Below are 14,868 nucleotides of genomic sequence, written 5' to 3' on the forward strand. Positions count from 1 at the left end.
TTTGTGCTTCTTGCGGCTCTGGGTGTTTTCGTTGTGCTACCCCCCCGCGGGGGGGGGGGGGGGGGCCCGCCCCCCCCCCCCCCCCCCCCGACCCTCTCTTCTTTTCACAGCAACACCGGTTCCAGGGAGCTGTTTTCCATGAGCGCCGAGTCACCGGGGCAGAACGAGCATTACCTCCGCGTCTTTCGGCGCCGCTTCCGCGCCTGGCGAGGTGTCCGTCCCTTCTGGGCAGGCCTGTTCACCGCGCTGAGCGGTCTGCCGATCGCCTACTTCCCGTACGCCGAACTCCAGCTGGGCCACGTGACGCTGGCCATGGCCACCACGGCAGGGGCGGGCTCGCTGATCATCGGCGTGCTCCTGTTCACCCTCGGAATGACGATGTGGTTCCACCACATCGTCCGGGTGTTCGCCGGCGTGGCCACGATTCTGCTGGCGCTTGTCTCCATCCCCGTGTCCAACCTCGGCGGTTTCGTCGTCGGCTTCCTGCTCGCCCTGTTCGGCGGCGCGCTCTCCATTGCCTGGGCGCCGGGTGCGCCCGCGGCAGAGCCCGCCGGGCCGGCGGACGGTACGCCGGAGCAGGGCCCCGAGCACGAGAGCGTCCCGGGGCCGCGCATGGAGAAGGACCCGAACGCGTTCGATTGGACTGTTGACGCCAATGGCGGGAGGAACAGTGCGGGGTGACGAGACGCAACTGACTACGGCCGGAGGCGCAGAGTCCCGTGAAAGAAGGGGGCCGCGTCACGCGGCCCCGCGCAAGTCGCTGCTGACCAAGTTGCAGATACCCGCCGGCAAGGCGATGGCGCTGGCCGCGATGCCCACGGCCGTGTTCGTCGGAATGGGACTGACGCCCAAGCTCGCGCTCGCCGACGACCAGCCGGAGAACCCGTTCGCCCCCGGTCCGTGCGTGACCCGCTCGGACGAGCCCGAGCCGGACGCGTCGGCCACGCCGTCCCAGTCGCCCTCCGCGTCGGAGTCGTCCAAGCCCACGGCCACCCCCAGCCCGTCCGAAGGGACGGGCGGCGGTGAGGAGACGGCCGAGCCCGGGCCGACCGAGCCGAAGCCGGCCGAGACGCCGTCGGCGCAGGATGCGGCCAAGCCGGAGCCCGAGGCGCCGAAGCCGGATCCGACCCCGACGGAGACCAGGAACCCGCTGGACCCCCTCGGTGTCGGCGATGCGATCAAGGACATCCTGGACGGCCCGGACAAGGAGCCGGCGGAAACCCCGTCGCCCGGCGCAACCGAGTCCACGCCCGCGCCCGGACCGAGCACCAGCACACCCGCCGACAAGCCGGAGCCCGACGACCCGGGCAAGGACGAGCCCGCCGGTGACAAGCCGGCGGACGACCCGGCCGACGGTCCGCTGGACAAGGCAAAGGACGACATCAAGGACGCGGCGGACAAGGTCGGCGCCGAGGTCGAGGAGCTCGACGAGGACGCCAAGGACGAGGTGGCCGAGGACAAGGACGGCAAGGAGCCGTTCCCCTGCCCGACCGCCGACCCCGAGGCCCTCGCCGCGGCCGACCTGGAGCCGGGCATCCCGGCGCTGCCGGACGAGCCGTGGACGCTGGAGAGCTCGATGCTCACCCTGCGCGGCCTCGACTACAAGGGCATCGTCAAGGTCAGGACGGGCAGCGGCAAGATCAAGAACGTCCTGAAGTTCACCGCCGAGGAAACCGACATCAAGGACCTGCACCAGCTGGTCGTCGGCCCCAACGGCACGACTGCCCACGTCACGTCCGACCCCGGTTCCACATCGACCCTGCGCGACGGCACGGTCACCATGTACACGGAGGAGCTGAAGGGCAACCTCTTCGGCCTCATCCCGGTCACGTTCAGCCCGGAGACCCCGCCCCCGCTGAACGTCCCGATCGCGTTCTTCACCAAGGTCAAGGTGACCCAGGCCGGGCAGTTCGGCGGCACGCTCAGCGTCCCCGGCCTGTCCAACTACTACACCGGCGGATAGACACGCCAAAGCCTCCGGGAGCCGCAAAGAGAACGGCCGTGGCCCGCACCTCCGAAGGTGCGGGCCACGGCCGTTCCGTTCGTCCGACGGGTCAGCCGCGGTTGCGGCCGGCCAGGTGGTGGACCCGGACCATGTTCGTCGTGCCCGGGACGCCGGGGGGCGAGCCGGCCGTGATGATCATGATGTCGCCCTCGTTGTAGCGCTGCAGCTTCAGCAGCTCGGCGTCCACCAGGTCGACCATCGCGTCGGTGTTGTCCACGTGCGGGACGACGTACGTCTCGACGCCCCAGCTCAGCGTGAGCTGGTTGCGGGTCCTCTCGTCCGTGGTGAAGGCCAGGATCGGCTGAGTCACGCGGTAGCGCGACAGTCGCCGGGCGGTGTCGCCGGACTGGGTGAAGGCGACCAGCGCCTCGGCGCCCAGGAAGTCCGCGATTTCGCACGCCGCGCGGGCCACCGAACCGCCCTGCGTACGCGGCTTCTTGCCCGGCACCAGAGGCTGCAGGCCCTTCGACAGCAGCTCCTCCTCGGCGGCCTCGACGATGCGGGACATCGTCTTTACCGTCTCGATCGGGTAAGCACCCACGCTGGACTCGGCGGAGAGCATGACCGCGTCGGCGCCGTCCAGGATGGCGTTGGCGACGTCGGAGGCCTCGGCGCGGGTCGGCCGCGAGTTGGTGATCATCGACTCCATCATCTGGGTCGCGACGATCACCGGCTTGGCGTTGCGGCGGCACATCTCGATGAGCCGCTTCTGGACCATCGGCACCTTCTCGAGCGGGTACTCGACGGCCAGGTCGCCACGGGCCACCATCACGCCGTCGAACGCCGCGATGACGGCTTCCATGTTGGCGACGGCCTGCGGCTTCTCGACCTTGGCGATGACGGGGACCCGGCGGCCCTCCTCGTCCATGATCTTGTGGACGTCCTTGACGTCGTGGGCGTCCCGTACGAACGAGAGCGCGACCAGGTCGCAGCCCATCCGCAGGGCGAAGCGCAGGTCGTCGATGTCCTTCTCGGAAAGGGCCGGGACGTTCACCGCGGCACCGGGCAGGTTGATGCCCTTGTGGTCGGAGATGACACCGCCCTCGATGACGATGGTCTTCACCCGCGTGCCGGTGACCTCGGTGACCCGGAGCTCGACGTTTCCGTCGTTGATCAGGATCTGGTCGCCCTTGGACACATCGGCCGGCAGACCCTTGTAGGTGGTGCCGCAGATGGACTTGTCGCCCGGGACGTCCTCGGTGGTGATGGTGAACTCGTCACCACGCACCAGCTCGACCGGCCCCTCGGCGAAGGTCTCCAGACGGATCTTCGGGCCCTGGAGGTCGGCGAGCACGCCGACCGCGCGCCCGGTGTCCTCGGCGGCCTTGCGGGTGCGGTGATACCGCTCCTCGTGCTCAGCGTGGGATCCGTGGCTCATGTTGAAACGGGCCACGTTCATGCCGGCCTCGATGAGCGCTTTCAGCTGCTCGTAGGAGTCGACGGCGGGGCCCAGTGTGCAGACGATTTTGGAACGGCGCATGAGCGGATCCTATCGGTTTGTTTCGTAGCGGAATATTCCGTCTGGCGGAAAGTCCAAGTGACTACTGGGTAACCAGCGCGTAAGCCTGGGTGGCGATCTCCAGTTCTTCGTCGGTGGGGACCACGGCGACCGCGACCCGCGCGTGCGCGGGCGAGATCAGCCGCGGCACGTCCGCCCGTACGGCATTGAGCGCGGCGTCGACGACCAGGCCCAGTTCCTCCAGACCGTCGGTCGCAGCTTCGCGCACCGCAGCGGCGTTCTCACCCACACCTGCCGTGAAGGCCACCGCGTCCACCCGGCCGAGGACGGCGTAGTACGCCCCGATGTACTTCTTCAGCCGGTGGATGTAGATGTCGAAGGCGAGCTGTGCCTGCGGGTCGTCCTCCCCCATCCGGCGGGTGATCTCGCGCATGTCGTTGTCGCCGCACAGGCCGACCATGCCGCTCCTCTTGTTGAGGAGTTCGTCGATCTGGTCGGCGGACATCCCGGCGACCCGCATGAGGTGGAAGGTCACGGCCGCGTCGACGTCACCGGAGCGAGTGCCCATGACGAGCCCCTCCAAGGGGGTCAGGCCCATCGAGGTGTCCACGCATCGTCCGCCCCTGACCGCCGACGCCGAAGCCCCGTTGCCCAGATGCAGCACGATGACGTTGGTGTCCTCCGGCGCCCTGCCCAGCAGCCGGGCGGTCTCCCGCGAGACGAACGCGTGCGAGGTGCCGTGGAATCCGTACCGGCGGATGCGGTGCGCGTCGGCGGTCGCCACGTCGATCGCGTAGCGGGCCGCGTACTCGGGCATGGTCGTGTGGAAGGCGGTGTCGAACACGGCCACCTGGGGCAGATCCGGGCGCAGCGCCTGTGCCGTGCGGATGCCGCTGATGTTCGCCGGGTTGTGCAGCGGGGCAACCGGCACGAGACGCTCGATCTCTGCCAGCACCTCATCCGTGACCACGGTGGGCGCGGTGAACCTCTTGCCGCCGTGCACCACCCGGTGGCCGATGGCGGCCAGTTCCGGCGAGTCCAGACCGAGCCCGTCCGCGGCCAGCTCGGCGGCGACTGCCTTCAGCGCTGCCCCGTGGTCGGCGATCGGTCCGTTCTGTTCGCGCCTGCCGGCTCCGCCGGCCGACCGGGTGTGTACCAGCCGGGAGGTCTCCTCGCCGATCCGCTCGACCAGGCCGACGGCCAGCCGGGAGCTGTCGCGCATGTCGAGCAGCTGGTACTTCACCGACGAGGAGCCGGAGTTGAGGACGAGTACGCGCGTGGCGGTCACAGGTCGGACGCCTTCCGGTGTGGTGGTCGTCGTCATGCGGTGCCGCCCTGGGCCTGGATGGCCGTGATGGCCACCGTGTTCACGATGTCCTGGACGAGCGCGCCGCGCGAGAGGTCGTTGACGGGCTTGCGCAGGCCCTGGAGCACCGGGCCGACGGCGACCGCTCCCGCCGAACGCTGCACGGCCTTGTAGGTGTTGTTGCCGGTGTTGAGGTCCGGGAAGATCAGCACGGTGGCCTGCCCGGCCACCTCCGAGCCCGGCAGTTTGGTCGCCGCGACGGTCGGCTCCACGGCCGCGTCGTACTGGATCGGGCCCTCGACCAGCAGGTCGGGCCGGCGCTCGCGGACGATCTCGGTGGCCTTGCGCACCTTGTCGACGTCCGCTCCGGAACCGGAGGTGCCGGTCGAGTACGAGAGCATCGCGATACGCGGCTCCACGCCGAACTGCGCGGCGGTGGCGGCGGACTGGACGGCGATGTCGGCGAGCTGCTCGGCGTTCGGGTCCGGGTTCACCGCGCAGTCGCCGTACACGAGGACCCTGTCGGCGAGGCACATGAAGAAGACTGAGGAGACGATCGAAGCCTCCCGCTTCGTCTTGATGACCTCGAAGGCGGGGCGGATGGTGGCGGCGGTGGAGTGCACCGAGCCGGAGACCATGCCGTCGGCCAGGCCCTCCTGCACCATCAGCGTGCCGAAGTAGTTGACGTCGGCGACGACGTCGTGGGCGAGTTCGACGCTGATGCCCTTGTGTGCGCGCGCCTTCGCGTACAGCTCGGCGAAGGGCTGGCGCAGCTCAGAGGTCTGCGGGTCGGTGATGTCCGCGCCCGTCAGGTCGACACCGAGATCGGCGGCCCTCTTTCGGATCGTCTCCACGTCGCCGAGCAGGGTCAGATCGCAGACGTCGCGGCGCAGCAGTACGTCGGCGGCACGCAGTACCCGGTCCTCGGTGCCCTCCGGCAGGACCACCCGGCGGCGGGCGGAGCGGGCCTGCTCCAGCACCTGGTGCTCGAACATCATCGGGGTGACACGGCTGCCGCGGGCCACGGAGATACGGTTCAGCAGACCCGCCGTGTCCACATGCCGCTCGAACAGGCCGAGCGCGGTCTCCGCCTTGCGCGGCGTGGCGGCGTTCAACTTGCCCTCCAGCGCGAACAGTTCGCCGGCGGTGGGAAAACTGTTGCCGGAGACGGAGACGACCGGAGTGCCGGGGGCGAGCCGGGACGCGAGGGTCAGGATCTCCTGGGGTGGCCGCTCGTTCAGCGTCAGCAGTACGCCGGCGATGGGCGGGGTGCCCGCGGTGTGCGCGGCGAGCGCGCCCACCACCAGGTCGGAGCGGTCGCCGGGGGTGACGACCAGGCAGCCGGGGGTCAGGGCGTTCAGGACGTTCGGCAGCATCGCCCCGCCGAAGACGAAGTCCAGGGCGTCGCGGGCGAGGCCTGCGTCGTCGCCGAGCAGCACCTCGCCGCCGAGGGCGTGGGTGATCTGGGAGACCGTCGGGGCGGCGAGAGCGGGCTCGTCGGGCAGGACGTAACAGGGCACCGGGAGGCGGGCGGCCAGCCGCTCCGCTATGACCTCGCGGTCCTCGGCGGCCACCCGGTTCACCACCATCGCGAGGACATGGCAGCCCAGGGCCTCGTACGCGCGGTGGGCGTTGCGCGCCTCGGCCCGTACGGACTCGGCGGTCTGGTTCTTGCCGCCGACCACCGGGAGCACGGAAGCGCCGAACTCGTTCGCCAGGCGGGCGTTGAGCGCCAGCTCGTCGGGAAGCTGGGTGGCGGAGTAGTCGGTGCCGAGTACGAGCACCACCTCGTACTCCCGGGCCACGCGGTGGAAGCGGTCGACGAGCCGTGAGACCAGTTCATCGGTACCCTGCTCGGCCTGGAGCGCGGACGCCTCGTGGTAGTCCATGCCGTACACGGACGCCGGGTCCTGCGACAGCCGGTAGCGGGCGCGCAGCAGCTCGAACAGGCGGTCGGGTCCGTCGTGGACCAGCGGGCGGAAGACCCCGACGCGATCCACGTGGCGGGTCAGGAGCTCCATGACTCCCAGCTCGATGACCTGCCGGCCGTCCTTCCGGTCGATCCCGGTCACGTACACGCTGCGCGTCACGCGTGCTCTCCGTCCCTTGTCCGTCTGCCCGTATGACTGCTCGTACAGCTTGCCCGTACCGCTCCTGCTCGTACGGCCTGCCGCACGGCGTGGAAAAACTCCCGCTGGCGGGCTTGCCCTCTTGACAATACCTCCGCCGCTATATAGGGCGCCCACCAGAAGGAGCGCCTTCCCGGCCCTGCGTGGGACAATCGCAGTGGATCACCTGTTGCTCATACGTACCGCCAGGACAGGAGACACAGGACGATGCGCATCGGAGTTCTCACGGCGGGCGGCGACTGCCCCGGTCTGAACGCAGTGATCCGGTCGGTCGTGCACCGGGCCCTGACCGGTCACGGCGACGAAGTCATCGGCTTCGAGGACGGGTTCAAGGGTCTCCTCGACGGTCACCTCCGTCCGCTCGACCTCAATGCGGTCAGCGGCATCCTGGCCCGCGGCGGCACCATCCTCGGCTCGGCCCGGCTGGAGCGCAACCGGCTGCGCGAGGCCGCCGAGAACTGTGCGGAGCTGGCCCGCCGTTACGGGCTCGACGTGCTCATCCCGATCGGCGGCGAGGGCACGCTGACCGCCGCCCGGATGCTGTCGGAAGCCGGGATGCCGGTCGTGGGCGTCCCCAAGACCATCGACAACGACATCTCCGAGACCGACCGCACCTTCGGTTTCGACACCGCCGTCACGGTCGCCACCGAAGCCATCGACCGTCTGAAGACGACCGCCGAATCGCACCAGCGCGTGATGGTCGTCGAGGTCATGGGGCGCCACGCGGGCTGGATCGCGCTGGAGTCGGGCATGGCGGGCGGCGCGCACGGAATCTGCCTGCCGGAGCGGCCGTTCGAGATCGACGACCTGGTGAAGATGGTCGAGGAGCGCTTCGCGCGCGGCAAGAAGTTCGCGGTGGTGTGTGTGGCGGAAGGCGCGCATCCGGCGGAGGGCTCCATGGCGTACGAGAAGGGCGAGATCGACAAGTACGGACACGAGCGCTTCGCCGGCATCGGCACCCGGCTCGCCATCGAACTGGAGCACCGGCTCGGCAAGGAGGCCCGGCCGGTCATTCTGGGACACGTCCAGCGCGGTGGCGTGCCGACCGCGTACGACCGGGTGCTCGCGACGCGCTTCGGCTGGCACGCGGTGGAGGCCGCGCACCGGGGAGACTTCGGGAAGATGACCGCTCTGCGCGGTACCCGCATCACCATGGTGCCGCTCGCGCACGGAGTGGCCGAGCTGAAGACGGTTCCCCACGACCGGATGTACGAGGCCGAGTCGGTCTTCTGAGGCGGGGGCCGGCCACCCCTGATGGTGCTGCCTAGTAGTCCCGCTCCGTCCCGCGGGCGAGGTCCCAGAAGCGGGCCACGATGCCGGCCAGGAACTCTCTGCCCGCGTCGCCGCTGCCTGCCTGGCCGCCACCGCCGCCCCAGCTGAGGGTCGCCACCATCCGGGACTGGTAGTCGGTGTGCAGCTGCTCGAGTATGTCCTCGAGGTGGTGCTTCGGGACGGGCAGCATTTTGGACAGCGGCCGCAGGTACGCCTGCCAGCGCGTCGTCACCGCGTTGCGCAGCACGTCCGCCAGCGCCTCGTCCTTGCCGGTCGCGGTCACGAACTCGGGAAGCGAGAGGGCCAGCACCTCGGCCAGCGCGGCGGACTGCCGTTCGTTGCCCTTCCAGCGGCCGGACTCCTCCATCCGCAGATACGAGGACGCGTCCATACCCACCCGCCGGGCCAGCTCGTCGGCGGCGAGGCCGCTCGCGATCCGGTGCTCTCGCAGTGTGGTCGCACGGGCCAGCAACTCTCCGGGCGAACACCACAGCACACCGGCCAGCGCGGTCAGCTCGGCGGAGGTGGGCGAGCGGTCGCCGCGCTCCCAGGCGATCACCGTTTCCGGGGTGACGGGAAGTCCGTACTGAGCGCTCAGCCCGTAGGCGACATGACCTGGTGCCATCCCCAGGGCAGCACGCAGTCGGCGCGCGGCGGGGGCATTGAAGGGAGGGGTTTGGTGCACGGCCACACGTTAAAGTGCGGCGGGCCCGGCGACTACGGTGCGTTCACCCAGGCTCACATATCGTAGGAAACTCCTACGGTGCACGACTGATCAACCCGTCGCCCGCACGACCGTTCGGTAACCCGGGCCGAATCCTATCCGGCCACGTGCCCGTTTCGGGGAGGGATCCATCACTTCTTCACGGACCGGCCAGCCACCGGTACTGCAGCTCCGGCCGGCCGATCTGGCCGTACTGCGGGCTCCGCCCGGCGCGGCCCGCTGTCACCAGGTGTTCCAGGTAGCGGCGCGCGGTGATCCGGGAAATCCCGACCGCCGTACCGGTCGCGCTGGCGGTCAGGCCCTCCGGTGACTCGCGCAGTGCCCGGGTCACCGCCTCCAGCGTCGGGCCGCTCAGCCCCTTGGGCAGCGCGGCCGGCTGGGGTGCCCGCAGCGTGGCCAGGGCCCGGTCCACCTCGTCCTGGCCGCTTGCCTCGCCCGCCGTCGCCCGGAACTCCGCGTACCGGGTGAGCCGGTCGCGCAGGGTCGCGAAGGTGAAGGGTTTCAGGACGTACTGGACGACGCCGAGGGACACACCTTCGCGGACCACGGTGAGATCCCGGGCCGAGGTCACGGCGATGACGTCGACGGAGTGGCCCGCCGCGCGCAGCGACCGTACGAGATGCAGTCCGTGCCCGTCGGGAAGGTGCAGGTCGAGCAGGAGGAGGTCGACCGGGGTCCGGTCGAGGGCCCTGGCGGCCTCGGCCCGTGAGTGCGCCACCCCGACGGCCGTGAAGCCGGGCACCCGGTTCACGTACAGCCGGTGCGCGTCGGCCGCCACGGGGTCGTCCTCGACGACCAGCACGCGGATGTCGGCGCCGGGGCCCGTCACGCCGGAGCCTCCTGCTCCAGCGGCAGTCGTACGGTGAATTCGGCGCCGCCGTCGTGGCCTTCGGTCAGTACCACGGTGCCGCCGTCGCGCCGGACAGTCTGCTGGACCAGCGCGAGCCCGAGGCCCCGGCCCGCGCTCTTGGTCGACCAGCCGCGCCGGAAGACCTCGTCGGCGTCGGCAGGGTCGATACCGGCGCCGGTGTCGGCGACGCGCAGCAGCAGCTCGCCGTCCGCCGTGCCGGCCGTGACGGTCACGCGGGCCCGCTCGCCGCCCTGGGCCGCGTCGACAGCGTTGTCGATCAGGTTGCCCAGGACGGTGACCAGGTCGCGGGGCGGCAGGGTGTCCGGGAGCAGGCCGTCGTCGATGCGGCTGTCCTCGGTGAGCACGAGTTCCACTCCGCGCTCGTTGGCCTGGGCCGCCTTGCCCAGCAGGAGGGCGGCCAGTACCGGTTCCGCGACCGCGTCGACCACCTGGTCGGTGAGGGCCTGGGCGAGTTCGAGCTCGGCCGTGGCGAACTCAACCGCTTCGTCCACCCGCCCCAGTTCGATCAGCGAGACCACCGTGTGGAGGCGGTTCGCCGCCTCGTGGGCCTGCGACCGCAGGGCCTGGGTGAAGCCGCGCTCGGAGTCGAGCTCGCCGGAGAGGGCCTGGAGCTCGGTGTGGTCCCGCAGTGTCACGACGGTGCCGCGCTGTTCGCCGCTGGAGACCGGCCGGGTGTTGACCACCACGATCCGGTCGGCGGTCAGATGCAGCTCGTCCACCCGCGGCTCGGTGGCCAGCAGCGCCCCGGTGAGCGGTGCGGGCAGTTCCAGGTCGGCGACGCTGCGGCCGACCGCCTCGGGCGGCAGGCCGAGCAGTTCCCGGGCGCCGTCGTTGACGAGGGCGATCCGGCGCCGCCCGTCCAGCATCAGCAGCCCCTCGCGCACGGCGTGCAGGGTGGCCTGGTGGTAGTCGTGCATCCGGCTCAGTTCGGCCGCGTTCATACCGTGGGTGTGCCGCCGCAGCCGGGCGTTGATCACGTACGTACCGGCTCCGCCCAGGGCCAGCGCGGCGAGTGCGACGCCGATCAGCCCGGCCACCTGGCGGCGTACCTGCTCGCTGATCGTCTCGATGGTGATGCCTGCGCTGACCAGGGCGACGACCCGCCCGCCGTCCTTGACGGGGGCGACTGTGCGTACCGAAGGCCCGAGCGTGCCCAGGTGGGTCTCGCTGAAGGTGCGGCCCTTCAGCGCGGGCCCGATGTCGCCGAGGTAGGTGTGGCCGATCCGGCCGGGCGCGGGGTGCGTCCAGCGTTTTCCCGCCGGATCCATGATCACCACGAATGCGACGCCGGCGTCGCCGCGCAGCCGCTCGGTGTACGGCTGGAGGGCCGCCGTCGGATCGTCCGAGCGCACCGCCTCGACGACGGCGGGGGAGTGGGCCACGGTGGTCGCCACCGCCGAGGCCTGCCGCCGCGCGGTGTCCTCGGCCTGGGCCGCGTGGGTCATGTAGGCGAAGAGCGCGCACCCGGCCACAATCGCGGCGACCAGCACGACCTGCATCGCGAAGAGCTGGGCGGCGAGGCTGCGGGGACGAGGAAGACGCATGGCGCCAGTCTGCCTGGCCGGGATCTCGATTCGGCTGACGCCTGTGAACGAAATGAACGGAACGGTGACCGCCGTCACACGTTGATGGATAGTCGCCGGGACCGTCCAGGACGTGAGCCGCACGTACTGCGCGCAGCCGTACCGCCGTTGGGGCGTACCCGCACTGCGCGTATCCGACGAGTCCGACGTATCAAGTCGAGGAGGCACCCGTGACAGGCGTCGCAGCCGTATCCGCGAAACCGGACCGTACGAAGCGGGACCGTACCCACTACCTCTATCTGGCCGTGATCGGCGCGGTGCTGCTCGGCATCGTGGTGGGCTTCGCCGCGCCCGGCGTCGCCGTGGAGCTGAAGCCGATCGGGACCGGCTTCGTGAACCTCATCAAGATGATGATCTCGCCGGTCATCTTCTGCACGATCGTGCTGGGAGTCGGCTCGGTCCGCAAGGCCGCCAAGGTCGGCGCGGTCGGCGGTCTCGCCCTCGGCTACTTTATGCTGATGTCGACCGTCGCGCTCGCCATCGGTCTGGTGGTCGGCAACCTCCTCGACCCGGGTTCCGGCCTGCACCTGACCGACGCCGCGCGCAGCGCGGGCGAGCAGCAGGCCGAGGGCGTCGCCGCGTCCACCGAGGAGTTCCTGCTCGGCATCATCCCGACCACGCTGATCTCCGCCCTCACCGGCGGTGAGGTGCTGCAGACGCTCCTGGTGGCGCTGCTCGTCGGCTTCGCGCTGCAGGCCATGGGCCACACGGGCGCCCCGGTGATCCGGGGTATCGAGCACGTCCAGCGGCTGGTGTTCCGTGTACTGGCCATGATCATGTGGCTGGCCCCGGTGGGCGCGTTCGGCGCCATCGCGGCGGTCGTCGGCCAGACCGGGATCGACGCGCTCAAGTCGCTGGCCGTCATCATGATCGGCTTCTACGTCACCTGCGCGCTCTTCGTCTTCGTCGTGCTGGGGGCCATCCTCCGGCTGGTCGCGGGCGTGAATCTCTTCTCTCTGCTCAAGTACCTGGGCCGGGAGTTCCTGCTGATCCTCTCCACCTCCTCGTCCGAGTCGGCGCTGCCGCGTCTCATCGCGAAGATGGAACACCTGGGCGTCAGTAAGCCGGTCGTCGGCATCACCGTCCCGACCGGCTACTCGTTCAACCTCGACGGCACGGCGATCTATCTGACGATGGCGTCCCTCTTCATCGCCGAGGCCATGGGGAACCCGCTCTCCGTGGGTGAGCAGATCTCTCTGCTCCTCTTCATGATCGTCGCCTCCAAGGGCGCGGCGGGCGTCACCGGCGCGGGGCTCGCCACCCTCGCGGGCGGGCTGCAGTCGCACCGACCCGAACTGGTCGACGGCGTCGGCCTGATCGTCGGCATCGACCGCTTCATGAGCGAGGCCCGTGCCCTCACCAACTTCGCGGGCAACGCGGTGGCGACGGTTCTGGTCGGCACGTGGACGAAGGAGATCGACAAGGGGCGGGTGAGCGAGGTGCTGGCCGGCCGGGTGCCGTTCGACGAGCAGACGCTGCTGGACGACGGGCATGCCCCGAAGGACGCCTCGAACGACGCCTCGAAGGGTGCTCCGACGGACGTCCCGGAGCCGCGCGAGGAGGCCGGCAAGGCGTCGGTTTCCGCCTGATCCGGCTCCACCTCGCTCTGTGCCGCACCGACTGCCCTGCCCGGCCCGTCCCCGTGATGGGCCGGGCGGGGCCGTCCCCGCCCGGCGGACTCCGGGTGGCCGGACCGCGCCGGGCCCCCAAGGCTGAATGCGTGACCGCACCCGCGGCGCATCGCGAGAACGGCGGGAGAGGCAGATGCCGAAGTACCTGGTCCAGGCGAGCTATACGGCGGAGGGCACCAAGGGGCTGCTGGCCGAGGGCGGAACGGGCCGCAGGTCCGCCGTGGAAAACGTGGTCAAGTCATGTGGCGGCACGCTCGAGTCGCTGTTCTTCGCGTTCGGCGACGGCGATCTGTACTGCGTCATCGACCTGCCGGACGACGTGTCGATGGCGGCCATCTCCCTGAACGTCCGTGCCAGTGGAGCCATCGTGTCCAAGACGATCCCGCTGATCACGGCCGAGGACATCGACGCCGCCGCCAGGAAGAAGGTCGACTTCCGGGCCCCGGGCGCCTGATCGCGCGCGGCTCGGCTCCCTTGCCGGCCGAGGGACCTACCGCCGGTAACCGGAACGTGTCATCGTTAGGCCATGGCGTGCGCATGTGCATGTCAACGTCTACGTCCATGCGAAGGGACGGTCCTGTGGCGCGTCTTCCGGCAGTGCTCGCCCTCACCCTCACGCTCGCCGTCGGCTCGGTCACCGGGTCGTCGGCGGCACAGGAGACAGGTCCCGGCAGCGGCGGCCTGCGCGACGTCGTCCTAGTCGGCAACAGCGTCGATGGGACGGTCAGCTTCCTCGACGCCCGCACGTACCGGAACCTCGGCTCGCTCGACGTCATCCCCGACCTCGACGAAATCCTGGCCGGCATGAACCCGTTCGAGCGGGCGGCCTACGAGATCGTCAAGCAGCAGGCGGGCGGCGACAAATTCGTCGACGACGCGCACATCTCGCCCGACGGACGCACGCTGTACGTCTCCCGGGGCAACCTCGGTGACGCCGCCGCGTACGACATCGACAGCGGCCGTCAGCTGTGGCGTACCCACCTCGACGGGCTGAAGGCCGACCACGCCGTGCTCTCGCCCGACGGCCGGCGTTTCGTCGTCTCGGCGATCACGGCCGCCAAGGCGCAGGCGATCGACACCGCGACCGGCCGCATCACCGGGGAGTTTCCGACCGGCACCTATCCGCACGAGAACGTCTACTCGGCGGACGGCAGGCACATCTACAACATGTCGATCGGCGTCACCTCGCTGCCTCAGGCGCTCAACGGCCTCAAAGGCGCACGGCAGGTCACGGTGGCCGACGCGCAGACCCTGAAAGTGATCCGGAGGTACACCTTCGACAAGGGAGTCCGGCCGGCCGTCGTCACACCGGACGAGAAGAGGATGTACGCCCAGCTCTCGTATCTCAACGGCTTCATCGAGTACGACCTCGAATCGGGCCGGACGGTGCGGACCGTCCAGATGCCGTTCAGCGCCGGCGGCGCCGCGATGAAGCCCGACGACTACCCGCAGAACTCCGCCCACCACGGGATGGCGATGAACACGGCGGGCGACAAGCTCTGCATGGCCGGCACGATCGACGACTACACCGCCGTCGTGTCCCGGCCGGGCCTGACCACCGACGGCTTCGTGCACTACCCGGCGGGCTCGCTGCCCTACTGGACCGTGACGGCGCCCGACGGCAGGCACTGCTTCGTCACCCTCTCCAACCGGGACGAGGTCTCGGTCGTGGACTACGCGACAGCCCAGGAGGTGGCGCGGGTGAAGGTCGGCGACTTCCCGCAGCGCGAGCGGGCCGGCCGGGTGGCCGAGGACGTCCTGGACGGGCTCACGCCGTGACCCCTGACCGGTGATCGGCTGACCGGCGTGCGGTCGGTGGTGGGGGGGGGGGGCCTGGCCGGCCACCGCCCGCTCTGGAAGAACTCCAGAGCGAACGACAACAAAAAAG

The 14,868-nt window shown here is 70.1% G+C and carries 12 protein-coding genes; 6 read left to right on the top strand and 6 right to left on the bottom strand.

The features are described 5' to 3' along the window. Positions 1–138: 138 nt before the first annotated feature. Positions 139–681: a DUF6114 domain-containing protein gene (locus tag AB0M62_RS34255; RefSeq protein ID WP_366078238.1), complete on the top strand. Its 543-nt coding sequence runs from the start codon at positions 139–141 to the stop codon at positions 679–681. Beyond that, positions 671–1,963 (top strand): hypothetical protein, encoded by a 1,293-nt coding sequence (locus tag AB0M62_RS34260; protein WP_366078248.1) that lies wholly within the window; start codon positions 671–673, stop codon positions 1,961–1,963. Before AB0M62_RS34255 ends, AB0M62_RS34260 begins: the two co-directional genes overlap by 11 nt. A 91-nt stretch (positions 1,964–2,054) precedes the next feature. Here AB0M62_RS34260 and pyk read toward each other — a convergent pair whose 3' ends face one another. The 3 genes from pyk to pta form a co-directional block, all read right to left on the bottom strand. Beyond that, complete coding sequence (pyk, locus tag AB0M62_RS34265) at positions 2,055–3,485, bottom strand: pyruvate kinase (RefSeq protein ID WP_366078239.1); 1,431 nt, start codon at positions 3,483–3,485, stop codon at positions 2,055–2,057. A gap of 61 nt (positions 3,486–3,546) precedes the next feature. Beyond that, complete coding sequence (locus tag AB0M62_RS34270; protein ID WP_366078240.1) at positions 3,547–4,752, bottom strand: acetate kinase; 1,206 nt, start codon at positions 4,750–4,752, stop codon at positions 3,547–3,549. A gap of 32 nt (positions 4,753–4,784) precedes the next feature. After that, complete coding sequence (gene pta / locus AB0M62_RS34275; RefSeq protein ID WP_366078241.1) at positions 4,785–6,860, bottom strand: phosphate acetyltransferase; 2,076 nt, start codon at positions 6,858–6,860, stop codon at positions 4,785–4,787. A gap of 246 nt (positions 6,861–7,106) precedes the next feature. Here pta and AB0M62_RS34280 point away from each other — a divergent pair, with 246 nt between their 5' ends. Further along, a complete protein-coding gene (locus AB0M62_RS34280; RefSeq protein WP_366078242.1) occupies positions 7,107–8,132 on the top strand; it encodes an ATP-dependent 6-phosphofructokinase in 1,026 nt (341 codons plus the stop codon). A gap of 31 nt (positions 8,133–8,163) precedes the next feature. Here the strand turns inward: AB0M62_RS34280 and AB0M62_RS34285 are convergent, their stop codons facing one another. From AB0M62_RS34285 to AB0M62_RS34295, 3 genes are all read right to left on the bottom strand, one after another. Beyond that, positions 8,164–8,796 carry a helix-turn-helix domain-containing protein gene (locus AB0M62_RS34285; protein ID WP_366078249.1) on the bottom strand — a complete coding sequence of 211 codons (633 nt, stop codon included), beginning with the start codon at positions 8,794–8,796 and terminating at the stop codon, positions 8,164–8,166. Between the two features lie 238 nt (positions 8,797–9,034). Beyond that, on the bottom strand, positions 9,035–9,724 hold the full coding sequence (locus AB0M62_RS34290) for a response regulator (protein ID WP_366078243.1): 690 nt from the start codon (positions 9,722–9,724) through the stop codon (positions 9,035–9,037). Then, complete coding sequence (locus AB0M62_RS34295; RefSeq protein WP_366078244.1) at positions 9,721–11,310, bottom strand: sensor histidine kinase; 1,590 nt, start codon at positions 11,308–11,310, stop codon at positions 9,721–9,723. The genes AB0M62_RS34290 and AB0M62_RS34295 overlap by 4 nt, the downstream gene beginning before the upstream one ends. 209 nt (positions 11,311–11,519) lie before the next feature. On the opposite strand from AB0M62_RS34295, the gene AB0M62_RS34300 reads away from it, so the two are divergent. From AB0M62_RS34300 to AB0M62_RS34310, 3 genes are all read left to right on the top strand, one after another. After that, complete coding sequence (locus AB0M62_RS34300) at positions 11,520–12,938, top strand: cation:dicarboxylase symporter family transporter (RefSeq protein WP_366078245.1); 1,419 nt, start codon at positions 11,520–11,522, stop codon at positions 12,936–12,938. Positions 12,939–13,113: 175 nt separating this feature from the next. Next, positions 13,114–13,434, top strand: coding sequence for a GYD domain-containing protein (locus tag AB0M62_RS34305; protein ID WP_366078246.1), 321 nt, complete (start codon positions 13,114–13,116; stop codon positions 13,432–13,434). Positions 13,435–13,559: 125 nt separating this feature from the next. Beyond that, positions 13,560–14,759, top strand: a complete 1,200-nt coding sequence (locus AB0M62_RS34310) for a PQQ-binding-like beta-propeller repeat protein (RefSeq protein ID WP_366078247.1) — start codon at positions 13,560–13,562, stop codon at positions 14,757–14,759. The last annotated feature ends 109 nt before the right edge of the window (positions 14,760–14,868 follow it).

The organism is Streptomyces sp. NPDC051219 (assembly GCF_040682335.1).
Taxonomy (GTDB): Bacteria; Actinomycetota; Actinomycetes; order Streptomycetales; family Streptomycetaceae; genus Streptomyces.